At 69.5% G+C, this 21,507-nt stretch carries 21 protein-coding genes; 4 read left to right on the top strand and 17 right to left on the bottom strand.

Annotated elements, in window-relative coordinates; genetic code table 11:
- Nucleotide 1: 1 nt before the first annotated feature.
- From nuoL to ACWCPI_RS05855, 12 genes are read right to left on the bottom strand one after another with little or no spacing between them, the layout of a single operon-like run.
- A complete protein-coding gene (gene nuoL / locus ACWCPI_RS05910) occupies nucleotides 2-1,966 on the bottom strand; it encodes an NADH-quinone oxidoreductase subunit L (RefSeq protein ID WP_451036944.1) in 1,965 nt (654 codons plus the stop codon).
- A gap of 15 nt (nucleotides 1,967-1,981) precedes the next feature.
- Nucleotides 1,982-2,281 (bottom strand): NADH-quinone oxidoreductase subunit NuoK, encoded by a 300-nt coding sequence (gene nuoK / locus ACWCPI_RS05905; protein WP_019756142.1) that lies wholly within the window; start codon nucleotides 2,279-2,281, stop codon nucleotides 1,982-1,984.
- Nucleotides 2,278-3,120 (bottom strand): NADH-quinone oxidoreductase subunit J, encoded by an 843-nt coding sequence (locus ACWCPI_RS05900; RefSeq protein ID WP_451036943.1) that lies wholly within the window; start codon nucleotides 3,118-3,120, stop codon nucleotides 2,278-2,280. The genes nuoK and ACWCPI_RS05900 overlap by 4 nt, the downstream gene beginning before the upstream one ends.
- Entirely contained in the window at nucleotides 3,117-3,758 is a 642-nt protein-coding gene (gene nuoI, locus ACWCPI_RS05895) for an NADH-quinone oxidoreductase subunit NuoI (protein WP_451036942.1), read from the bottom strand. Before nuoI ends, ACWCPI_RS05900 begins: the two co-directional genes overlap by 4 nt.
- Nucleotides 3,751-5,115, bottom strand: coding sequence for an NADH-quinone oxidoreductase subunit NuoH (gene nuoH / locus ACWCPI_RS05890; RefSeq protein WP_451036941.1), 1,365 nt, complete (start codon nucleotides 5,113-5,115; stop codon nucleotides 3,751-3,753). Before nuoH ends, nuoI begins: the two co-directional genes overlap by 8 nt.
- Nucleotides 5,112-7,616, bottom strand: a complete 2,505-nt coding sequence (locus ACWCPI_RS05885) for an NADH-quinone oxidoreductase subunit G (protein ID WP_451036940.1) — start codon at nucleotides 7,614-7,616, stop codon at nucleotides 5,112-5,114. The genes nuoH and ACWCPI_RS05885 overlap by 4 nt, the downstream gene beginning before the upstream one ends.
- A complete protein-coding gene (gene nuoF, locus ACWCPI_RS05880; protein ID WP_388809849.1) occupies nucleotides 7,613-8,962 on the bottom strand; it encodes an NADH-quinone oxidoreductase subunit NuoF in 1,350 nt (449 codons plus the stop codon). The genes ACWCPI_RS05885 and nuoF overlap by 4 nt, the downstream gene beginning before the upstream one ends.
- Nucleotides 8,962-9,834 carry an NADH-quinone oxidoreductase subunit NuoE gene (gene nuoE / locus ACWCPI_RS05875; protein WP_451036939.1) on the bottom strand — a complete coding sequence of 291 codons (873 nt, stop codon included), beginning with the start codon at nucleotides 9,832-9,834 and terminating at the stop codon, nucleotides 8,962-8,964. Before nuoE ends, nuoF begins: the two co-directional genes overlap by 1 nt.
- Nucleotides 9,831-11,168 (bottom strand): NADH-quinone oxidoreductase subunit D, encoded by a 1,338-nt coding sequence (locus ACWCPI_RS05870; protein WP_451036938.1) that lies wholly within the window; start codon nucleotides 11,166-11,168, stop codon nucleotides 9,831-9,833. Before ACWCPI_RS05870 ends, nuoE begins: the two co-directional genes overlap by 4 nt.
- Nucleotides 11,165-11,926, bottom strand: coding sequence for an NADH-quinone oxidoreductase subunit C (locus ACWCPI_RS05865; protein ID WP_451036937.1), 762 nt, complete (start codon nucleotides 11,924-11,926; stop codon nucleotides 11,165-11,167). Before ACWCPI_RS05865 ends, ACWCPI_RS05870 begins: the two co-directional genes overlap by 4 nt.
- On the bottom strand, nucleotides 11,923-12,477 hold the full coding sequence (locus ACWCPI_RS05860) for a NuoB/complex I 20 kDa subunit family protein (RefSeq protein WP_007383964.1): 555 nt from the start codon (nucleotides 12,475-12,477) through the stop codon (nucleotides 11,923-11,925). Before ACWCPI_RS05860 ends, ACWCPI_RS05865 begins: the two co-directional genes overlap by 4 nt.
- 15 nt (nucleotides 12,478-12,492) lie before the next feature.
- A complete protein-coding gene (locus ACWCPI_RS05855; protein ID WP_003974383.1) occupies nucleotides 12,493-12,852 on the bottom strand; it encodes an NADH-quinone oxidoreductase subunit A in 360 nt (119 codons plus the stop codon).
- 712 nt (nucleotides 12,853-13,564) lie between these two features.
- On the opposite strand from ACWCPI_RS05855, the gene ACWCPI_RS05850 reads away from it, so the two are divergent.
- Both ACWCPI_RS05850 and def read left to right on the top strand, forming a co-directional pair.
- The gene (locus ACWCPI_RS05850) at nucleotides 13,565-14,392 is read left to right on the top strand and encodes a C40 family peptidase (RefSeq protein WP_451036936.1); all 828 of its coding nucleotides are present in this window, start codon (nucleotides 13,565-13,567) and stop codon (nucleotides 14,390-14,392) included.
- A 466-nt stretch (nucleotides 14,393-14,858) separates the two neighbouring features.
- On the top strand, nucleotides 14,859-15,485 hold the full coding sequence (gene def / locus ACWCPI_RS05845; RefSeq protein WP_451036935.1) for a peptide deformylase: 627 nt from the start codon (nucleotides 14,859-14,861) through the stop codon (nucleotides 15,483-15,485).
- Here the strand turns inward: def and ACWCPI_RS05840 are convergent, their stop codons facing one another.
- The gene (locus tag ACWCPI_RS05840) at nucleotides 15,486-16,793 is read right to left on the bottom strand and encodes a geranylgeranyl reductase family protein (RefSeq protein ID WP_451036934.1); all 1,308 of its coding nucleotides are present in this window, start codon (nucleotides 16,791-16,793) and stop codon (nucleotides 15,486-15,488) included.
- 97 nt (nucleotides 16,794-16,890) lie between these two features.
- Here ACWCPI_RS05840 and ACWCPI_RS05835 point away from each other — a divergent pair, with 97 nt between their 5' ends.
- Both ACWCPI_RS05835 and ACWCPI_RS05830 read left to right on the top strand, forming a co-directional pair.
- Nucleotides 16,891-17,397 carry a GNAT family N-acetyltransferase gene (locus tag ACWCPI_RS05835; RefSeq protein ID WP_451036933.1) on the top strand — a complete coding sequence of 169 codons (507 nt, stop codon included), beginning with the start codon at nucleotides 16,891-16,893 and terminating at the stop codon, nucleotides 17,395-17,397.
- A 163-nt stretch (nucleotides 17,398-17,560) separates the two neighbouring features.
- Nucleotides 17,561-17,872, top strand: a complete 312-nt coding sequence (locus ACWCPI_RS05830) for a PASTA domain-containing protein (protein WP_451037198.1) — start codon at nucleotides 17,561-17,563, stop codon at nucleotides 17,870-17,872.
- Here ACWCPI_RS05830 and ACWCPI_RS05825 read toward each other — a convergent pair.
- The 4 genes from ACWCPI_RS05825 to ACWCPI_RS05810 all read right to left on the bottom strand — a co-directional run bounded on the left by ACWCPI_RS05825 (nucleotide 17,859) and on the right by ACWCPI_RS05810 (nucleotide 21,308).
- Nucleotides 17,859-18,554: a demethylmenaquinone methyltransferase gene (locus ACWCPI_RS05825; protein ID WP_451036932.1), complete on the bottom strand. Its 696-nt coding sequence runs from the start codon at nucleotides 18,552-18,554 to the stop codon at nucleotides 17,859-17,861. The two genes, ACWCPI_RS05830 and ACWCPI_RS05825, sit on opposite strands and share 14 nt — an antisense overlap.
- A 120-nt stretch (nucleotides 18,555-18,674) precedes the next feature.
- The gene (locus ACWCPI_RS05820) at nucleotides 18,675-19,280 is read right to left on the bottom strand and encodes a hypothetical protein (RefSeq protein ID WP_451036931.1); all 606 of its coding nucleotides are present in this window, start codon (nucleotides 19,278-19,280) and stop codon (nucleotides 18,675-18,677) included.
- A 7-nt stretch (nucleotides 19,281-19,287) separates the two neighbouring features.
- A complete protein-coding gene (gene mqnC, locus ACWCPI_RS05815) occupies nucleotides 19,288-20,502 on the bottom strand; it encodes a cyclic dehypoxanthinyl futalosine synthase (protein WP_451036930.1) in 1,215 nt (404 codons plus the stop codon).
- Between the two features lie 71 nt (nucleotides 20,503-20,573).
- The gene (locus ACWCPI_RS05810; RefSeq protein ID WP_451036929.1) at nucleotides 20,574-21,308 is read right to left on the bottom strand and encodes a prepilin peptidase; all 735 of its coding nucleotides are present in this window, start codon (nucleotides 21,306-21,308) and stop codon (nucleotides 20,574-20,576) included.
- Nucleotides 21,309-21,507: the final 199 nt, after the last annotated feature.

Below are 21,507 nucleotides of genomic sequence, written 5' to 3'. Positions count from 1 at the left end.
ATCAGACCGCCCTCATCAGCAGGGTCGCGGCGATGATGATCGCCGCACCGCCGAACATCGAGACCGCGTACGACCGCGCGAAGCCGTTCTGCAGCCTGCGCATCCGTCCGGACAGGCCGCCCATGGAGGCCGCCGTGCCGTTGACGACGCCGTCGACCAGGGTGTGGTCGACGTACACCAGGGAGCGGGTGAGGTGCTCGCCGCCACGCACCAGGACGACATGGTTGAAGTCGTCCTGCAGCAGATCGCGGCGGGCGGCCCGGGTGAGCAGCGATCCGCGCGGGGCGACGACCGGGACCGGGCGGCGGCCGTACTGGGCGTAGGCGACGGCGACGCCGATGACCATGCACGCCACGGTCGCGCTGGTGACCACTGCCGCGCTGATCGGCGGGTGTCCGTGGGAGTGCCCGGTGATGGGCTCCAGCCAGTGCACGAAGCGGTCGCCGATGCTGAAGAACGCACCGCCCGCCACCGACCCGACGGCCAGCACGATCATCGGGATCGTCATGACCCTGGGCGACTCGTGCGGGTGCGGCTCGGCGTGCTCGCCGCGCGTCTCGGCGGCCGGCTCCGCGCTGGGCTGGGCCGGGGAAGCGGTCGAGGCGTGGCGCCAGCGCTCCTCTCCGAAGAACGTCATCAGCATCACGCGGGTCATGTAGTACGCCGTGATGGCGGCGCCCAGCAGCGCGCATCCGCCGAGGATCCAGCCCTCGGTGCCGCCCTTGGCGAACGCCGCCTCGATGATCTTGTCCTTGGAGAAGAAGCCGGACAGCCCGGGGAAGCCGATGATGGCGAGGTAGCCGAGGCCGAAGGTGACGAAGGTGACCGGCATGTACTTGCGCAGGCCGCCGTACTTGCGCATGTCGACCTCGTCGTTCATGCCGTGCATGACCGAACCGGCACCGAGGAACAGCCCGGCCTTGAAGAAGCCGTGCGTCACCAGGTGCATGATCGCGAAGACGTAGCCGATGGGGCCGAGGCCGGCGGCCAGCACCATGTAGCCGATCTGCGACATGGTCGAGCCGGCCAGCGCCTTCTTGATGTCGTCCTTCGCGCAACCGACGATCGCACCGAAGAGGAGCGTGACGGCACCCACGATGGTGACGACCAGCTGCGCGTCCGGGGCGGCGTTGAAGATGTTGGCGGAGCGGACGATCAGGTAGACGCCCGCGGTCACCATCGTCGCGGCGTGGATGAGGGCCGAGACGGGGGTCGGGCCCTCCATCGCGTCCCCGAGCCAGGACTGCAGCGGTACCTGGGCCGACTTGCCGCAGGCGGCGAGCAGCAGCATCAGGCCGATGGCGGTGAGCTTGCCCTCGTTCGCGTCGCCGACCAGGCCGGCCTCTCCGGGGGCGCCGAGCACCGGCCCGAAGGCGAAGGTGCCGAACCACAGGAACATCAGCATGATCGCGATCGACAGGCCCATGTCGCCGACGCGGTTGACCAGGAAGGCCTTCTTCGCGGCGGTGGCGGCGCTGGGCTTGTGCTGCCAGAAGCCGATGAGGAGGTAGGAGGCGAGGCCCACGCCCTCCCAGCCGACGTACAGCAGCAGGTAGTTGTCGGCGAGGACGAGCAGCAGCATCGCCGCGAGGAACAGGTTCAGGTAGCCGAAGAAGCGGCGGCGCCGCTCGTCGTGCTCCATGTACCCGACCGAGTACAGGTGGATCAGCGAGCCGACGCCCGTGATCAGCAGCACGAACGTCATCGACAGCTGGTCGAGGCGGAAGGCGATGTCCGCCTGGAAGCCCTCGACCGGGATCCAGCTGAACAGATGGCTCGTCAGGGTCCGGTCCTCTGCGTCCTTGCCGAGCAGGTCGGCGAAGAGGACCACACCGAAGGCGAAGGAGACGAACGACAGGAGCGTGCCGATCCAGTGGCCGACGGCGTCGAGACGCCGGCCGCCGCACAGCAGTACGGCCGCTCCGAGCAATGGCGCCGCGACCAGCAGCGCAATCAGGTTCTCCACGTTTCTTCCGACCCCTCAGAGCTTCATCAGGCTGGCGTCGTCGACCGAGGCCGAGTGGCGGGAACGGAACAGCGACACGATGATCGCGAGCCCGACGACGACCTCCGCGGCGGCGACGACCATCGTGAAGAAGGCGATGATCTGGCCGTCGAGATTGCCGTGCATCCGGGAGAAGGCGACGAGCGCGAGGTTGCAGGCGTTGAGCATCAGCTCGATGCACATGAAGACGACGATGGCATTGCGCCTGATCAGCACGCCGGTCGCGCCGATCGTGAACAACAGGGCGGCGAGGTAGAGGTAGTTGACGGGGTTCACTTGGACGCCTCCTCCGGCCGCTTGAAGGTCGACGGCTCGATCGCGGTCCGCTCCAGACGTTCCTCCGCGCGCTGCTCCAGCGCCCGCAGGTCGTTGAGTGCCTCGGTGGACACGTCCCGGATCTGGCCGCGCTCGCGCAGCGTCTTGCTGACCGTGAGGTCCGAGGCGGTGCCGTCGGGCAGCAGACCCGCGATGTCCACCGCGTTGTGCCGGGCGTACACGCCGGGCGCGGGCAGCGGTGGTACGTGCTTGCCCTCGCGGACGCGCTGCTCGGACAGCTCGCGCTGCGTCTTGGCGCGCTCGGTGCGCTCGCGGTGGGTGAGCACCATGGCGCCGACGGCGGCCGTGATCAGCAGGGCACCGGTGATCTCGAACGCGAAGACGTACTTGGTGAACAGGAGGGTCGCGAGGCCCTCGACGTTGCCGTTCGCGTTCGCCTGGGCGAGGCCGTTGAACTCGGCCAGGGAGGCGTTCCCGATGCCTCCGACGAGCAGGACGCCGAAGCCGAGCCCGCACAGAAGGGCCAGCCAGCGCTGGCCCTTGATGGTCTCCTTCAGGGAGTCCGCCGCCGTGACGCCGACGAGCATCACCACGAACAGGAACAGCATCATGATCGCGCCGGTGTAGACGATGATCTGCACGACGCCCAGGAAGTAGGCGCCGTTGGCGAGGTAGAACACCGCCAGGATGATCATGGTCCCGGCGAGGCAGAGCGCGCTGTGCACGGCCCTCTTCATGAAGACGGTGCACAGGGCGCCGATCACGGCGACGGTGCCGAGGATCCAGAACTGGACGGCCTCGCCGGTCGAGGTGGAGTAGGCGGCGAGTTGCTCGGTCATCGGCCGATCACCTTCTCCGACGCCGGTTCTTCCTCGCCGAAGGTCGACTCGGCCTCCTGCGGGACCTCGCCCTTGGACGACGCGACCTGCCGGGTCGTGCCCGGCGCGGCCTCCGTCACCAGACCCCGGTAGTAGTCCTGTTCGTCGGTGCCGGGGTAGATGGCGTGGGGCGTGTCGACCATGCCGTCCTCCAGCCCGGCGAGCAGCTGCTCCTTGGTGTAGATGAGGTTGGCTCGGCTGGAGTCCGCGAGCTCGAACTCGTTGGTCATCGTCAACGCGCGCGTGGGGCATGCCTCGATGCACAGACCGCACAGGATGCAGCGGGCGTAGTTGATCTGGTACACGCGGCCGTACCGCTCGCCCGGCGAGTAGCGCTCCTCGTCGGTGTTGTCGGCGCCCTCCACGTAGATGGCGTCGGCGGGGCAGGCCCAGGCGCACAGCTCACAGCCGACGCACTTCTCCAGGCCGTCCGGATGGCGGTTGAGCTGGTGCCGTCCGTGGAAGCGCGGGGCGGTGGTCTTCTGCTGCTCCGGGTACTGCTCGGTCAGCCGCTTCTTGAACATGGCCTTGAAGGTCACGCCGAAGCCGGCCACGGGGTTCAGGAAACCGGGCTTGGTCTCCTTGGGCTCCTCAGCCATCGGACGCCTCCTTTCCATCCAGAGATCCGTCACTGGGAGTATCGGGCCCACCACTGACAATCAGTTCCCGCTCACGACGCGAGCGGCGCCGGGGCACCGGCGGAAGTTCCTGGCCGGGCAGAGGCGGTACGGGGAACCCGCCCGCCATCGCGTCGAAGGCGGCGGGTTCCTCGGCAAACTCCGCGGCCGTCTTCGTCCGCTCGCGGAACATGTCCGCGATGAAGGAGAGGATCAGCAGCGCGAGGACGCCGCCACCGACGTAGAGGGCGATGTCGGCGAACTCGTAGTTCTCGTTGCGCAGCGTCCGCACGGTCGCGACGAGCATCAGCCACACCACCGAGACCGGGATGAGGACCTTCCAGCCGAGTTTCATCAACTGGTCGTAGCGCACCCGCGGGAGCGTGCCGCGCAGCCAGATGAAGAAGAACAGCAGCAGCTGCACCTTGATCACGAACCAGAGCAGCGGCCACCAGCCGTGGTTGGCGCCCTCCCAGAAGGCGCTGATCGGGTACGGGGCCCGCCAGCCGCCCAGGAAGAGCGTCACCGACACGGCCGAGACCGTCACCATGTTCACGTACTCGGCGAGCATGAACATCGCGAACTTGATCGACGAGTACTCGGTGTTGAAACCGCCGACCAGGTCGCCCTCCGACTCCGGCATGTCGAACGGGGCGCGGTTGGTCTCACCGACCATCGTCACGATGTAGATCAGGAAGGACACCGGCAGCAGGACGATGTACCAGCGGTCCTGCTGCGCCTCGACGATCGCGGAGGTCGACATCGACCCGGAGTAGAGGAACACCGAGGCGAAGGCGGCGCCCATGGCGATCTCGTACGAGATCATCTGCGCGCAGGAACGCAGGCCGCCGAGCAGCGGATAGGTGGATCCGGAACTCCAACCCGCCAGCACGATGCCGTAGATGCCGACCGAGGCGACCGCGAGGATGTAGAGCATCGCGATCGGCAGGTCGGTGAGCTGCATCGTGGTGCGCTGGCCGAAGATCGAGATCTCGTTCCCGGCCGGGCCGAAGGGGATCACCGCGATCGCCATGAAGGCCGGGATGGCCGCCACGATCGGTGCGAGGACGTAGACGACCTTGTCCGCGCGCTTGACGATGACGTCTTCCTTGAGCATCAGCTTGATGCCGTCGGCGAGCGACTGGAGCATGCCCCAGGGGCCGTGCCGGTTGGGGCCGATGCGCAGCTGCATCCAGGCGACGACCTTGCGCTCCCAGACGATGGAGAACAGCACGGTCACCATCAGGAAGGCGAAGCAGAACACCGCCTTGACGACGACCAGCCACCACGGGTCGCGGCCGAACATCGAGAGGTCTTCAGCGGCGAGAAAAGGGCTCATGCCTCCACCTCCTCGGGGGCCTCGGTCGCGAGGGTCGCCGGGCCGATGCGGACGAGTGAGCCGGGCAGCGCACCGGTGTCGGAGGCGACGCCCCGGCCCACGGAGTTCAGCGGGAGCCAGACCACACGGTCGGGCATCTCCGTGATCTGGAGCGGCAGTTCGACGACTCCCGCGGGGCCGGTCACAGCCAGGACGTCGCCGTCCTTGACGCCGGCTTCGGCGGCCGTGGCGGCCGACAAGCGCGCGTGGGCGGCGTGCCGGGTACCGGCGAGCGCCTCGTCGCCCTCCTGGAGGAGACCTCGGTCGAGCAGCAGACGGTGTCCGGCCAGTACGGCCTCACCGGCGGCCGGCCGCGGCAGCTGGGCGGCGCTCTCCAGCGGGCCGGTCGCCCGCGGTCCGTCCCAGGAGCCGAGCCGGTCGATCTCCGCGCGCGTGGTGCGCAGATCCGGCAGGCCCAGGTGGACGTCCATGGCGTCCGCCAGCATCTGCAACACGCGCGCGTCGGTCGGGGCGAGGCGGCGGGTCATCTGGTCGGGCTTGAGTGCGGCCTCGAAGAAGCGGACCCTGCCCTCCCAGTTGAGGAAGGTGCCGGCCTTCTCAGCGACCGCGGCGACAGGCAGGACGACATCGGCGAGTTCGGTCACCTCGCTCGGCCGCAGTTCCAGCGACACCACGAAGCCGACCTCGGCGAGCGCCTCACGCGCGCGTGCCGGGTCCGGCAGGTCGGCGACCTCGACGCCCGCGACCAGCAGCGCCTGGAGTTCCCCGGACACGGCCGACTCGATGATCTGGCCGGTGTCCCGGCCGTACCGGTGCGGCAGTTCGGCCACGCCCCAGACGGCGGCGACCTCCTCACGCGCGCGCGGGTCGGTCGCCGGGCGTCCGCCGGGCAGCAGCGACGGCAGGGCGCCCATCTCGACCGCGGCGCGCTCGCCGGCCCGGCGCGGAATCCACACCAGCTGGGCGCCGGTCGCGGACGTGGCCCGTACGGCGGCGGTCAGTCCGCCCACCATGGCGGCCAGCCGCTCACCGACGACGATCACCGCGCCCTCGGCGCGCAGCGCCTCGGCGGCCCTCTGACCGGCTTCGTCCAGGCCGACCCCGCTCGCGAGCGCGTCCAGCCACTCGGTCTCGGTTCCGGGGGCGGCCGGCAGCAGCGTGCCGCCCGCCTTCTGCAGACCGCGCGTGGCGTGCGTGGCGAGCGAGAAGACCCGCTGCCCGTGCTTGCGCCATGCCTTGCGCAGCCGCAGGAAGACGCCGGGCGCCTCCTCCTCCGCCTCGAACCCGATCAACAGAACGGCCGGGGCCTTCTCCAAGGCGGTGTACGTCACGCCCGTACCGTCGAGGTCGCGGCCGTGACCGGCGACCCGAGCGGCGAGGAAGTCGGCTTCCTCACCGCTGTGCACGCGCGCGCGGAAGTCGATGTCGTTGGTGTCGAGCGCCACGCGCGCGAACTTGCTGTACGCGTAGGCGTCCTCGACGGTCAGCCGGCCGCCGGTCAGGACACCCGTGCGGCCGCGGGAGGCGAGCAGCCCCTGGGCCGCGATCTGCAGCGCCTCCGGCCACGAGGCCGGTTCGAGGTCGCCCTCGGCGTTGCGCACGAGCGGTGTCTGGAGCCGGTCGCGCTGCTGGGCGTACCGGAACGCGAACCGCCCCTTGTCGCAGATCCACTCCTCGTTGACCTCGGGGTCGTCGGCCGCGAGCCGCCGCATGACCTTGCCCCGCCGGTGGTCCGTGCGCGTCGCGCAGCCGCCGGAGCAGTGTTCGCACACCGACGGCGAGGAGACCAGGTCGAAGGGGCGCGAACGGAACCGGTACGCCGCCGAGGTGAGCGCGCCGACCGGGCAGATCTGAATGGTGTTGCCGGAGAAGTACGACTCGAAGGGGTCGCCCTCGCCGGTGCCGACCTGCTGCAGCGCGCCGCGCTCGACCAGCTCGATCATCGGGTCGCCCGCGACCTGGTTGGAGAACCGGGTGCAGCGGGCGCACAGCACACACCGCTCGCGGTCGAGCAGAACCTGTGTGGAGATGGGGACCGGCTTCTCGTACGTCCGCTTCCTGCCCTCGAAGCGGGACTCGGCGTGCCCGTGCGACATGGCCTGGTTCTGCAGCGGGCACTCGCCGCCCTTGTCGCAGACCGGGCAGTCCAGCGGGTGGTTGATGAGCAGGAGCTCCATCACACCCTTCTGGGCCTTCTCGGCGACCGGCGAGGTGAGGTGGGTCTTCACGACCATGCCGTCGGTGCAGGTGATCGTGCAGGACGCCATCGGCTTGCGCTGGCCCTCGACCTCGACGATGCACTGGCGGCAGGCGCCGGCCGGGTCGAGGAGCGGGTGGTCGCAGAAGCGGGGGATCTCGATGCCGAGCTGCTCGGCGGCCCGGATGACCAGGGTGCCCTTGGGCACGCTGATCTCGGCGCCGTCGATGGTCAGCGAGACGAGATCTTCCGGCGGGACCGCCGCCTCCCCGCCCCCGGAGGGAGCGCTCGTGGTCACGGTCATGCGTTCACCTCCGTGCGGTGGTCGGCCCAGGCCGTCGACTTGGCCGGGTCGAAGGGGCAGCCGCGGCCCGTGATGTGCTGCTCGTACTCCTCGCGGAAGTACTTCAGAGAGGAGAAGATCGGCGAGGCGGCACCGTCGCCGAGGGCACAGAAGGACTTGCCGTTGATGTTGTCGGCGATGTCGTTCAACTTGTCGAGGTCGCTCATGACGCCCTTGCCGGCCTCGATGTCGCGCAGCAACTGCACGAGCCAGTACGTGCCTTCGCGGCAGGGCGTGCACTTGCCGCAGGATTCATGGGCGTAGAACTCGGTCCAGCGGGTGACCGCGCGTACGACGCACGTCGTCTCGTCGAAGCACTGCAGGGCCTTGGTGCCGAGCATGGAACCCGCGGCGCCCACTCCTTCGTAGTCGAGAGGGACGTCGAGGTGCTCGTCGGTGAACATCGGCGTCGAGGAGCCGCCCGGCGTCCAGAACTTCAGGCGGTGACCGGGGCGCATCCCGCCGCTCATGTCCAGGAGCTGGCGCAGGGTGATGCCGAGCGGGGCCTCGTACTGGCCGGGGCTCGCGACATGGCCACTGAGCGAGTAGAGCGTGAAGCCCGGGGACTTCTCGCTGCCCATCGACCGGAACCAGTCCTTGCCCCGATGCAGGATCGCGGGAACCGACGCGATCGACTCGACGTTGTTCACAACAGTCGGGCAGGCGTAGAGACCTGCCACCGCAGGGAAGGGGGGACGCAGCCGCGGTTGACCACGGCGGCCTTCGAGCGAGTCGAGCAGCGCGGTCTCCTCACCGCAGATGTACGCGCCGGCGCCGGCGTGCACGGTGAGTTCGAGGTCGAGTCCGCTGCCCAGGATGTTCTCGCCGAGGTAGCCCGCCGCGTAGGCCTCGCGCACGGCCTCGTGCAACCGCCGCAACACGGGGACGACTTCACCACGCAGATAGATGAAGGCATGCGAAGACCTGATGGCGTAACACGCGATGACGATGCCCTCGATGAGGCTGTGCGGGTTCGCGAAGAGGAGCGGGATGTCCTTGCAGGTCCCGGGCTCCGATTCGTCGGCGTTGACAACTAGATAGTGCGGTTTTCCATCACCCTGGGGAATGAACTGCCATTTCATTCCCGTCGGGAACCCCGCGCCACCACGCCCGCGCAGACCGGAGTCCTTGACGTACGCGATCAGGTCGTCCGGCGACATGGCGAGCGCCTTGCGGAGCCCCTCGTATCCTTCGTGCCTTCGGTAGACGTCCAGCGACCAGGACCTGTCCTCGTCCCAGAAGGCCGACAGCACGGGTGCGAGCAGTTTCTCGGGGCTGTTTTCCTTCAGCTCGGGTGCCAACGTCATCACTCCCCCTCCTCGGCGACAGGCCCTGCCGGGTGGGCCGGGTCGGACGCGGACGATTCCTGCGGCGCGTCGTGCGAGCTGAGGTGGTCAGCCGGCGACGGTTGGTGCACTGTCCTGTCCTGCGGCTCGCCGTGCGGGCCGCCCTCCCGCGGATGGACCACGCGCGCGGGTGCGGCCTCTCCCCTGGCCAGGCGGAGGCCCACCAGCGACGCCGGTCCCGCACTGCCGCTCTCCTCGACGGCCCCGGGCCGCTCGTCGGGGAACCCGGCCAGAATCCGCGCGGTCTCCTTGAAGGTGCACAGCCGAGCGCCACGTGTCGGCTCGACGTCCCGCCCCGCGCGCAGGTCGTCGACGAGGCGCTTGGCGCTCGCCGGGGTCTGGTTGTCGAAGAACTCCCAGTTGACCATCACGACCGGCGCGAAGTCGCAGGCCGCGTTGCACTCGATGTGCTCCAGGGTGACCTTGCCGTCGTCGGTGGTCTCGCCGTTGCCGACGCCGAGGTGCTCCTGAAGTTCCTCGAAGATCGCGTCACCGCCCATCACCGCGCACAGGGTGTTGGTGCAGACGCCCACCTGGTAGTCACCGCTCGGCTTGCGCCGGTACATGGTGTAGAAGGTGGCGACCGCGGTGACCTCGGCCGTGGTCAGGCCGAGCACGTCCGCGCAGAAGCGCATCCCGGTGCGCGTGACGTGGCCCTCCTCCGACTGCACCAGGTGCAGCAACGGCAGGAGGGCGGACCGGGAGTCCGGGTAGCGGGCGATGATCTCGCGCGCGTCCCTTTCGAGTCGCTCTCGAACGTCGTCCGGGTAGCCGGGCGCGGGCAGTTCGGGCATGCCCAGGCTGACGCCCCGCTCGGAAGAAGAGGTGGTCACCGGTCGACGCCTCCCATCACGGGGTCGATGGACGCCACGGCCACGATGACGTCGGCGACCTGGCCGCCCTCGCACATCGCCGCCATGGCCTGCAGGTTGGTGAAGGACGGGTCACGGAAGTGGACCCGGAAGGGGCGGGTGCCGCCGTCGGACACGGCGTGCACGCCGAGCTCGCCCTTGGGCGACTCGACCGCCGCGTACGCCTGTCCCGGCGGGACGCGGAAGCCCTCGGTCACCAGCTTGAAGTGGTGGATCAGGGCCTCCATGGAGGTACCCATGATCTTCTTGATGTGGTCGAGGGAGTTGCCGAGCCCGTCGGGGCCCAGGGCGAGCTGGGCGGGCCAGGCGATCTTCTTGTCGGCGACCATGACCGGTCCGGGCTGGAGCCGGTCCAGGCACTGCTCGACGATTCCCAGCGACTGGCGCATCTCCTCCAGGCGGATCAGGAAGCGCCCGTAGGAGTCACACGTGTCGGCGGTCGGGATCTCGAAGTCGTACGTCTCGTAGTCGCAGTACGGCTGGGCCTTGCGCAGGTCGTGCGGCAGACCGGTGGAGCGCAGGATCGGGCCGGTGGCGCCGAGGGCCATGCAGCCGGCCAGGTCGAGATAGCCGATGTCCTGCATACGGGCCTTGAAGATGGGGTTCCCGGTGGCGAGCTTGTCGTACTCCGGGAGGTTCTTCTTCATCTTCTTCACGAACTCGCGGATCTGGTCCACCGCGCCGGGCGGCAGGTCCTGGGCGAGTCCGCCGGGCCGGATGTACGCGTGGTTCATGCGCAGGCCCGTGATGAGCTCGTAGATGTCGAGAATCATTTCACGATCACGGAATCCGTAGATCATGATCGTGGTGGCGCCGAGCTCCATGCCGCCGGTGGCGATGCACACCAGGTGGGAGGAGAGCCGGTTCAGCTCCATCAGGAGCACCCGGATGATCTTGGCGCGCTCGGTGATCTGGTCCTCGATGCCGAGGAGCTTCTCGACGGCGAGACAGTAGGCGGTCTCGTTGAAGAAGGACGTCAGGTAGTCCATGCGCGTCACGAACGTGGTGCCCTGCGTCCAGGTCCGGTACTCGAGGTTCTTCTCGATGCCGGTGTGGAGATAGCCGATGCCGCAGCGGGCCTCGGTGACGGTCTCGCCCTCGATCTCCAGGATCAGGCGCAGCACCCCGTGGGTGGAGGGGTGCTGGGGGCCCATGTTGACGACGATGCGCTCGTCGTCGGCGCGGGCCGCGGACTCGACGACCTCGTCCCAGTCGCCACCGGTGACCGTGTAGACGGTGCCCTCGGTGGTCTCGCGCGCCGAAGCGGCTGCGGCTGCTGACTGCGTGTTGCTCACGAGTACGACCTCCGCTGGTCCGGAGCCGGGATCTGGGCGCCCTTGTACTCGACGGGGATGCCGCCGAGGGGGTAGTCCTTGCGCTGCGGGTGGCCCTGCCAGTCGTCCGGCATCATGATCCGCGTCAGGGCGGGGTGACCGTCGAAGACGATGCCGAAGAAGTCGTACGTCTCGCGCTCGTGCCAGTCGTTCGTCGGGTACACGGAGACGAGCGACGGGATGTGCGGGTCGGCGTCGGGGGCGCTGACTTCGAGGCGGATCAGCCGGTTGTGGGTGATCGAGCGCAGGTGGTAGACGGCGTGCAGCTCGCGGCCCTTGTCGTGCGGGTAGTGGACGCCGCTGACGCCGGTGCACAGTTCGAAGCGCAGGGCCGGATCGTCGCGCAGGGTGCGGGCGACGCGGACCAGGTGTTCGCGTTCGATGTGGAACGTGATCTCGCCGCGGTCGAGGACCGTCTTCTCGATGGCGTTCTCGGGCAGCAGGCCCTGCTCCTCCAGCGCGCCCTCGAGTTCGTCGGCGACTTCGTCGAACCAGCCTCCGTAGGGGCGGCTCGCCGGTCCAGGGAGCCGGACCGAGCGGACCAGGCCGCCGTAGCCGGAGGTGTCGCCGCCGTTGTCGGGGCCGAACATGCCGCGTTGGACGCGGATCTCCTCGCCGCCCTGACCGCGCTGGCCGGGGAGGTTGGAGGCGGAGAGGTCCTTCTCCGGGTTGACCCCGTTCGACCCGTTCGCCCCGTTGGTTCCGTTCACGTCGCTCACCGCAGCAGCCCCTTCATCTCGATCGTGGGCAGGGCCTTGAGCGCCGCCTCCTCCGCCTCGCGGGCCGCTTCCTCGGCGTTCACGCCGAGCTTGGAGGACTGGATCTTCTGGTGGAGCTTGAGAATGGCGTCCATCAGCATCTCCGGCCGTGGCGGGCAGCCGGGGAGGTAGATGTCGACCGGGACGATGTGGTCGACGCCCTGCACGATCGCGTAGTTGTTGAACATGCCGCCCGAGGAGGCGCAGACCCCCATGGAGATCACCCACTTGGGGTTCGGCATCTGGTCGTAGACCTGCCTGAGCACCGGCGCCATCTTCTGGCTGACCCGGCCGGCGACGATCATCAGGTCGGCCTGGCGCGGCGAGCCGCGGAAGACCTCCATGCCGAAGCGCGCCAGGTCGTAGCGGCCCGCACCGGTGGTCATCATCTCGATGGCGCAGCAGGCGAGGCCGAAGGTGGCCGGAAAGACGGACGCCTTGCGCACCCAGCCCGCGGCCTGCTCGACGGTGGTCAGCAGGAATCCGCTCGGCAGCTTTTCTTCGAGTCCCATGTCGTTAAAGGCCCCTCAGTCCCATTCCAGGCCGCCGCGCCGCCATACGTACGCGTACGCGACGAAGACGGTGAGCACGAAGAGCAGCATCTCCACGAGCCCGAAGATCCCCAGGGCGTCGAAGGTGACGGCCCAGGGGTAGAGGAAGACGATCTCGATATCGAAGATGATGAAGAGCATCGCCGTCAGGTAGTACTTGATCGGGAAGCGCCCGCCGCCGGCCGGCGTGGGGGTCGGCTCGATACCGCACTCATAGGCTTCGAGCTTGGCCCGGTTGTATCGCTTCGGACCGATCAGCGTGGCCATGACCACGGAGAAGATCGCAAAGCCTGCCCCGAGGGCTCCCAGTACGAGGATGGGCGCATACGCGTTCACCGCTCCTCGCTCCTCTCAGTCGGCACTGACTGCTGGCGGTTGCACTGGGCTCACAGCCGCCTCACCAGTCCCACGAGCCCCGCTCGGCCCGGCGAAGATCGAGAACATGTGAAGCAGGTCACAAGCCCAACTGCCTCGCATCTTATGCCTGCCGGTCTGTGATCTGCGACACGGGGTATTGCACAAGCTTTGTGATCTCCACCACCTGACGAAGGATCATGAAGCCGGATGAGCGGTGATCTTCACACGAGAAGCGTTCAGGTGATCACCAGAGGTGACATTTTCGCTCGTCACCGCAGCTCGGAGGGCGCGTCTCAATATCAAGAGAGTTCTCTTGCATGCAAATTGGCGCTGGACCGGACAGCTTGATAGTGCGACGCGTTCACACCTCGGAGGGCGCGGCGAGGCGAGATGTGGACGCGTGCACGCGTTCACGAGCGTCGGGCATGAAATCCGGGCACGAGACGCGCACGGCGCCGTAACCGTTGCGTGACCTCTGCCACATCCGCGGGGGGCCCAGAGAAGCGGGCTTGGCCACCGGCCTCAACAAGTGGTAGGCGGAGGGCAATTCGGACTTAATGATGAAAGCCCGTGATCACGGGCCGAATGGGGGGCGCCCGAAAGGTCCGTTACGGCGTCAATAAGGTGCGGCTTGCCGGGCAATTGGGGCAGCGATTGAACAACTGTGGCGCAGCCCACGTTTCTTGAAGGTATGGAGGAGCCCCTGATACCGGTTGTTCTCATGTCCCACACCGCTCACATACGTAGCCACCGGAAGCCCCGCCGCACCGCGTCGACGACCATCGCGATGCGCGCCGGAGTTGCCGGTGGCGTCCTCAGCATGGCAGCGGCGGGTGCGTCGGCCACGGCGAACGCCGCCGAGCCGGTGACGCAGACCATCGAACTGCCCACCCTCACGGGTGACCTGGCGGACCAGCTCGCCCAGTCCGCGGACGCCACTCAGCTGGCGGCGGCGAACTACGAGCTCGACGCCGAGCGTGACGCGGCCGCCGCCGCCGCGGCCAAGGAGGCCAAGAAGGACCTCGCCGACGCCAAGAAGAAGGCCGAGGCCAAGAAGAAGGCCGAGGAGGCCCGCAGGGCCGCCGCCGAGGCCGCCGCCTCGCGCTCCACCGAGCGGGCCACCCTCTCCGCCTCCGCGAGCACGAGCGTGTCCGCGCCCGCCAGCGGCAGCGTGGGAACGGTGATCTCCTTCCTCAAGGCGCAGCTGGGCGACGCGTACGTCATGGGTGCCACCGGCCCCAACGCGTGGGACTGCTCCAGCCTGGTCCAGGCCGCGTTCAAGCAGGTCGGCGTCGACCTGCCGCGGGTCTCGCAGGACCAGTCGATGGCCGGCACCGACATCCCGCTCTCCCAGATCCAGGTGGGCGACATCCTGTACTGGGGCGGCAAGGGCTCCGCGTACCACGTGGGCGTCTACATCGGGAACGGCCAGTACCTGGACGCGGCCAACCCGTCCAAGGGCGTCGTCATCCAGGACCTCTCCGGCTACCCGGCGTCGGGTGCCGTGCGGGTGCTCTGATCCGCACCAGTCCGTGAAGGGCCGCAGCCGCTCGGGGGCAGCGGCCCTTCTGGCTCTTCCCGGGTCGAAGGCGTGGGCGGGCCGAGCCCGTGGCGCCCCTCGTCGACCCGTTCTTCGGCGGCCCCGGATCCCGGGGCCGGCGCATCTCCCGGGTCCGGCAGCACCCGGCGTCCGAATTGTCCCTGCCGAGGACGGCATTGACGGCCGTGCGGCCGACCGCGCCGACGCCCCGCATCGCGGCCCGTATGCTCGTCGCCGCCGTCACGGCCGAGACATCGGCGCCGGTCACCAGGCTGCCGGCGGGGAAGCCGCCGCGGCGCGGCTCGTTTCGGACGACCTGCCCTCTCCTGGGGCTGCAGGGCGTGTGCTGTTGTCATGATTCCCGAAGGACGGGGAGGGGCTCCGAGGCCGGAAGCCCGATCACCCCGGTCCCACGGCAACCTCATGACCACAGGGAGAAACAGCCATGCCAAGCGTGTTCGTCCAGGGCAGGCCCGTCGACTCGTATCCGCCGCTCGCGCCCGAGGCCCGGCGCGGGTCGGTGCGCAGGATCACCGAGGTGGGCGAGGAGGTCCTGCACAAGCCGTGCCGGGACGTGACCGAGTTCGGGCCGGATCTCGCCGCGCTCATCGACGACATGTTCCTGACGATGTACATCGCCGACGGGGCGGGCCTCGCGGCCAACCAAGTCGGTGTCGATCTGCGCGTGTTCGTGTACGACTGCCCGGACGATGACGGGGTCCGGCACGTCGGGCACATCGTCAACCCGGTGCTGGAGCCGCTCGACGCCACGCGCAGGAGGCTCCTCGACGACGGCGAGGGGTGCCTGTCCGTGCCCGGCGCGGTGATGGACGTGCCACGCCCCGACCGGGCCGTGGTACGCGGGTACGACAAGACCGGCGAGCCGCTCGTGATCGAGGGCACCGGGTACTTCGCGCGGTGCCTCGCGCACGAGGCCGACCACTGCGACGGGCGGGTCTACCTGGACCGGCTCTCCAAGAGGGAGCGCAAGGACGCCCTCGGGCAGATGGCGGACCGGCGCGAGGCGGTGTTCGCGCGCCGGTCCGCCAATGTCGCGGCGTTGAACGCCTGATCAGGCCTTCGGTGCCACCTTGCTCAGCCCGTTGATGATCCGGTCCATCGCGTCGCCGCCGGTCGGGTCCGTGAGGTTCGCGAGCAGCTTCAGCGTGAACTTCATCAGCAGCGGGTGGGTGAGACCGCGCTGGGCCGCGATCTTCATGACCTTCGGGTTGCCGATGAGCTTCACGAAGGCGCGGCCCAGCGTGTAGTAGCCGCCGTAGGTGTCCTTCAGGATGCGCGGATAGCGCTGGAGGGCCAGTTCGCGCCCCGCGGGGGTGGAGCGGGCGTGGGCCTGGACGATGACGTCGGCGGCGATCTGGCCGGACTCCATGGCGTAGGCGATGCCCTCGCCGTTGAAGGGGTTCACCAGGCCGCCGGCGTCGCCGACCAGCAGCAGGCCCTTGGTGTAGTGGGGCTGGCGGTTGAAGGCCATGGGGAGCGCGGCGCCCCGGATGGGGCCGGTCATGTTCTCCGGGGTGTAGCCCCAGTCCTCCGGCATCGAGGCGCACCATGCCTTGAGGACCTCGCGCCAGTCGAGCTCCTTGAAGGAGTCGGAGGTGTTGAGCACACCCAGGCCGACGTTCGAGGTGCCGTCGCCCATGCCGAAGATCCAGCCGTAGCCGGGCAGGAGACGGTCCTCGCCGGGGCCGCGGCGGTCCCACAGCTCCAGCCAGGACTCCAGATAGTCGTCGTCGTGGCGGGGCGAGGTGAAGTAGGTGCGGACCGCGACGCCCATCGGGCGGTCCTCGCGGCGGTGCAGGCCCATCGCCAGGGACAGCCGGGTGGAGTTGCCGTCGGCGGCGACGACCAGCGGGGCGTGGAAGGAGACCTCGCGCTTGTCCTCGCCGAGCTTGGCGCGGACCCCGGTGATGCGGCCGGTGCGGTCGTCGACGATCGGGGCGCCGACGTTGCAGCGCTCGTAGAGGCGGGCGCCGGCCTTCTGGGCCTGGCGGGCGAGCTGCTCGTCGAAGTCGTCGCGCTTGCGGACGAGGCCGTAGTCGGGGAAGGAGGCGAGATCCGGCCAGTCCAGCTGGAGGCGCACCCCGCCGCCGATGATCCTCAGGCCCTTGTTGCGCAGCCAGCCGGCCTCTTCGGAGATGTCGATGCCCATCGCCACCAGCTGCTTGACGGCGCGCGGGGTCAGGCCGTCACCGCAGACCTTCTCCCTGGGGAACTCGGTCTTCTCCAGCAGGAGTACGTCGAGGCCGGACTTGGCCAGGTGGTACGCCGTCGTGGAGCCGGCCGGCCCCGCGCCGACGACGATCACATCGGCGGTGTTCTCGGAGAGGGGCGAGGAGTGGGGCTCGGTCACGACGGTCACGGCTGGATCTCCCCGGGTTCGAAATCTGCGTGCCGACCGGCACTGGACATGGGCAGTCTATTCAGCAGAATTGATCACCCGGCTGAAGGGCTGCCCTGTGAACCGAACCCTCCCCGTAGTACGGCTGCGTGTGCCCACCGACGAGGACGCGGTCGCATGGCACCGGGTCTTCGCCCACCCCGAGGTCATGGAGTTCCACGGCGGCAGGGCCGCGGAGCTGTCGGTCTACGAGGAGCTCACCGCCCGCCAGCGGCGGCACGACGCCGAGCGCGGGTACTGCCTGTGGACCATGCTCGACGAGAACGGCCAGGTCATCGGCTTCACCGGCGCCCAGCCGTGGGAGCGGGACTGGGGTCCCACGGGCGAGATCGAGATCGGTTGGCGGCTCGGACGCGACCACTGGGGCAGGGGGTACGTCACGGCGGCCGCCCGGCAGACGCTGGAGCGGGTGCAGGCGGCCGGGGTGCCGGGTGTGGTGGCGATGGTCGACGCCCGCAACGAGCGGTCGATCGCGGTGACGCGGCGACTGGGGATGCGGCTCGCGGAGGTCTTCACGACCCCGGACGCCCAGCAGAGGGGGCACTGCTACCGGCTGGAGCTGTGACACCGGCCCTCTGCACCGGAGGAGCGCCCTCCGGATGCATCGCCCTCGGTAATCGATTGTCACAGACAGATACTTGAAGCTTCCGGACGCCACCTCCCGGCAATTACCCTGCCCGTACCGCTGGGGGGTGACATCTGTGCGCCTTACACCCAAAACGCCCGAGGTGCGGGTGCCGAGACTCGTCGGACTGATGGCCATGGACGCGCGCGAGGCGGCGAGGTCGCACGGCCTGTCCCTCACCGCACCGGACCGGCCGGACTTCCCCCGTGTCGTCGTCGACTACGTCGTACGCCAGTACCCCCGGCCCGGCGCCGAGGTGCCCCGGGATTCCCTGGTGTACGTCTGGTTCGACCTCGGTGAGGGCGAGGGCGGCGGAGGCGTGCGTGAGCCACGCGCCCCGTGGCCGCCCTCGGGCGGGCTGCAGCGCGAGCTCGACGAGCCCGGGGACCCGTACGCCGTCGTCAGCTCTGCTTGAACCCGCGGTGCAGGGCGACGACCCCGCCCGTCAGGTTGCGCCAGGCCACCTTCGACCAGCCGGCCTTGCGCAGATGCTCGGCGAGGGCCGGCTGGTCGGGCCAGGCGCGGATGGACTCGGCGAGGTAGACGTACGCGTCGGGGTTCGAGGACACCGCGCGGGCCACCGGCGGCAGGGCGCGCATCAGGTACTCGGTGTAGACGGTGCGGAAGGGCGCCCAGGTCGGGTGGGAGAACTCGCAGATCACGACCCGGCCGCCGGGCCGCGTCACCCGGTACATCTCGCGCAGCGCGGTGTCGAAGTCCTGGACGTTGCGCAGCCCGAAGGAGATCGTGACGGCGTCGAAGGTGTCGTCCTGGAACGGCAGCCTCGTCGCGTCGCCCGCCGTGAACGGCAGCCAGGTGTGCTTGCGCTTGCCGACCTGGAGCATGCCGAGGGAGAAGTCGCAGGGGACGACGTACGCGCCCGTCTGCGCGAAGGGCAGCGAGGAGGTGGCCGTACCGGCGGCCAGGTCGAGGACCTTCTGCGCGGGCCGGGCGTCCACGGCCCTGGCGACTTCCTTGCGCCATCTGCGGTCCTGGCCGAGCGACAGTACGTCGTTGGTCAGGTCGTACCGTTCCGCCACGTTGTCGAACATCGAGGCGACTTCGTGCGGCTGCTTGTCCAGGGATGCGCGGGTCACGGGCCCATTGTGGCAGGACGGCCTCCCGAGGGCGCAGGACGCCTCCCGGGAGAAGCCTGGCTTCCTCCGAAGGACGTCGGCGACGAGACGTTCACGCTCGACGACGCGGGCAGGGGCCTCTCAGCGCCGTCGGTACACCAGTCGCCCGGCGACGACCGTCGCCACGCACGTCCCCGCGCCTCGCTCCGCGAGTTCCGCCTCGTCCTGTACGTCGAACACGGCGAACCGCGCGGCGGATCCCTGCTCCCTGGGAGTCGCGAACTCCGCGGGCATCCCGCAGGCGTACGGATCCAGGGACGCTGCCCCGCCGGGCCGTCCGAGGCGGCCCACGACCCCCAGCCCGGAACGGTGCACGGCGTCACGCACCGCGCGGTTGCGCACCGACTCGCAGGCCACCGCGACCGTGCCGTGCGCCAGCATCCGCTGCACCCCGCGCCGGGCGCTCGCGCCCCAGCGGGCGTCGTCCATGGCGAGCGCCGCCAGCGCGTCCCCCGTGAGCGGCTCGGTGCCCAGTTCGTCGGCCTCGCGCGGATCGGGGTGGTAGGTCTCCTCCAGCAGCTCCGTGCCGTACAGGTTGACCAATCCGGCCGTCAGGATGCCGGGCCACTGACGTACCCGTGCCCGCGGATGCGCGGCGACGAGTTCGGCCAGCGGCCCTGCGTCGGCGATCCACGCGCCCCTGACGGCGAGGGCGCTGCCCCGGGAGTCGGCGTGGATCGTCAGCACGGTCAGCTCAGTTGGAGGCGAGGATCTTCAGCTCGGGATGCGCCGTGCCGCCCTCGATCGCCGTCGAGGAGATGTGGGACATGACGCGCTCGTCGACGGGGTCGTTCGCCGGGTCGTCGTGCACGACGAGGTGTTCGTACGTCGTCGACCGCTGGGCCGGCACCCGTCCGGCCTTGCGGATCAGGTCGATGATCTCCATCCGGTTGGAGCGGTGCTTGGCACCGGCCGAGGAGACCACGTTCTCCTCCAGCATGATCGAGCCCAGGTCGTCGGCGCCGTAGTGCAGCGACAGCTGGCCGATCTCCTTGCCGGTGGTCAGCCAGGAGCCCTGGATATGGGCGATGTTGTCCATGAACAGCCGCCCGATGGCGATCATCCGCAGGTACTCGAAGATCGTGGCCTGCGTACGGCCCTTCAGGTGGTTGTTCTCGGGCTGGTAGGTGTACGGGATGAAGGCGCGGAAGCCGCCCGTGCGGTCCTGGACGTCCCGGATCATCCGCAGGTGCTCGATGCGCTCGGCGTTGGTCTCGCCGGTGCCCATGAGCATCGTCGACGTCGACTCGACACCGAGGCCGTGCGCGATCTCCATGATCTCCAGCCAGCGCTCACCGCTCTCCTTCAGCGGCGCGATGGCCTTGCGCGGCCGGGCGGGCAGCAGTTCGGCGCCGGCGCCCGCGAAGGAGTCGAGTCCGGCCTCGTGGATCCGGGTGATGGCCTCCTCGACCGACACACCGGAGATCCGGGCCATGTGCTCGACCTCGCTCGCCCCCAGGCTGTGGATGACGAGCTGCGGGAACTCCTTCTTGATGGCGGCGAAGTGCTTCTCGTAGTACTCCACGCCGTAGTCGGGGTGGTGCCCGCCCTGGAACATGATCTGGGTACCGCCGAGTTCGACGGTCTCGGCGCAGCGCCGCAGGATGTCGTCCAGGTCGCGGGTCCAGCCCTTGGCCTTGTCCTTGGGCGCGGCGTAGAAGGCGCAGAACTTGCACGCCGTCACGCAGACGTTCGTGTAGTTGATGTTGCGCTCGATGATGTACGTCGCGATGTGCTCGGTGCCCTGGTACCTGCGACGGCGTACGGCGTCGGCGGCGGCGCCCAGCGCGTGCAGCGGCGCGTCGCGGTAGAGGACGAGCGCTTCCTCGGGGGTGATGCGTCCGCCCGCGGCGGCACGGTCGAGGACGGCTGTGACATCAAACGACGTGAGGTCGGCCTTCTCGGTCACCGGGGCGTCCCTTTCGTCAAGGGGTTGGACAGACCGAACCAGCCTACGCCAGGCGTTTCGGGTGATCGACGTCAGGCCGCGTACGCCCCGATCAGCAGCCCCGCGAACGCCCCGCCGATCAGGAACGGCCCGAACGGGATCGCCGAGCTGCGCCCGGCCCGGCGCAGCAGGACCAGGGTCCAGCCGTACAGCGCCCCGGACAGGAACCCGGCGAAGGTCCCGAGCATGACGGTGGGCCAGCCGTACCAGCCCAGCACCGCCCCCGCCCCGAGCGCCAACTTCACGTCGCCGAAGCCCATGCCGCCGGGGTTGACGCGGTACAGCACGTAGTAGCCGGCGCCGAGGGCGAGGGCGGCCCACAGGGCGGTCGGCCAGTCACCGGCGTGCTCGGGCAGCAGGGCGACCAGGCCGAGCAGGGCGAGGGCGGCGCCCGCGAGCGGGAGGGTCAGCGCGTCGGGCAGCCGGTGCACCCGGAAGTCGACGACCGCGAGCAGCACGCCGACGGGGGCCAGCAGCAGCCAGACGCCGACCTCGGGCCGGGTGCCGGTGGCGGCGGCGAGGGCGGCGCAGACGAGGGCGGTGGCGGCGCCGAGCGCCGGGGCGCCGGGGCCGTACGGCGGCGTGCCGCTCCCGCAGTTGCCGCACCGGGCCCGCCCGAGCCAGCCGCGGACCGGATGTCCGCCCGGACACCGGTCCCGCCACTCCTCCTCCACCGGGACGGAGAACCGGTAGGCGGCCCGGGGCAGGGACATGCCCGCCGCCCAGCCCCACAGCGCGGCGACGAGGACCAGCGGGGCGGTGCTCATTGCGCCGCGCTCACTGCGATGCGCTCACGATGATGGCCCGCCTCCGTACGCTCTCGGATTCTCACGCGATCACTGCCGAAGCCTCCGCACGGTATCAGCGGCACAAAACCCCCTCAAGGCGTAACTCCGGGCGCCCGCCGCCCAGTTGTCCGCGCGGACGGACGGGACGGTTCGCCCCGAAAGCGCCCCGGTGATCCGT

The sequence above is a fragment of the Streptomyces sp. NPDC001920 genome (assembly GCF_053594495.1).
Note: the sequence above shows the minus strand (reverse complement) of the source record. Positions and strands in the feature narration are given on the sequence as shown.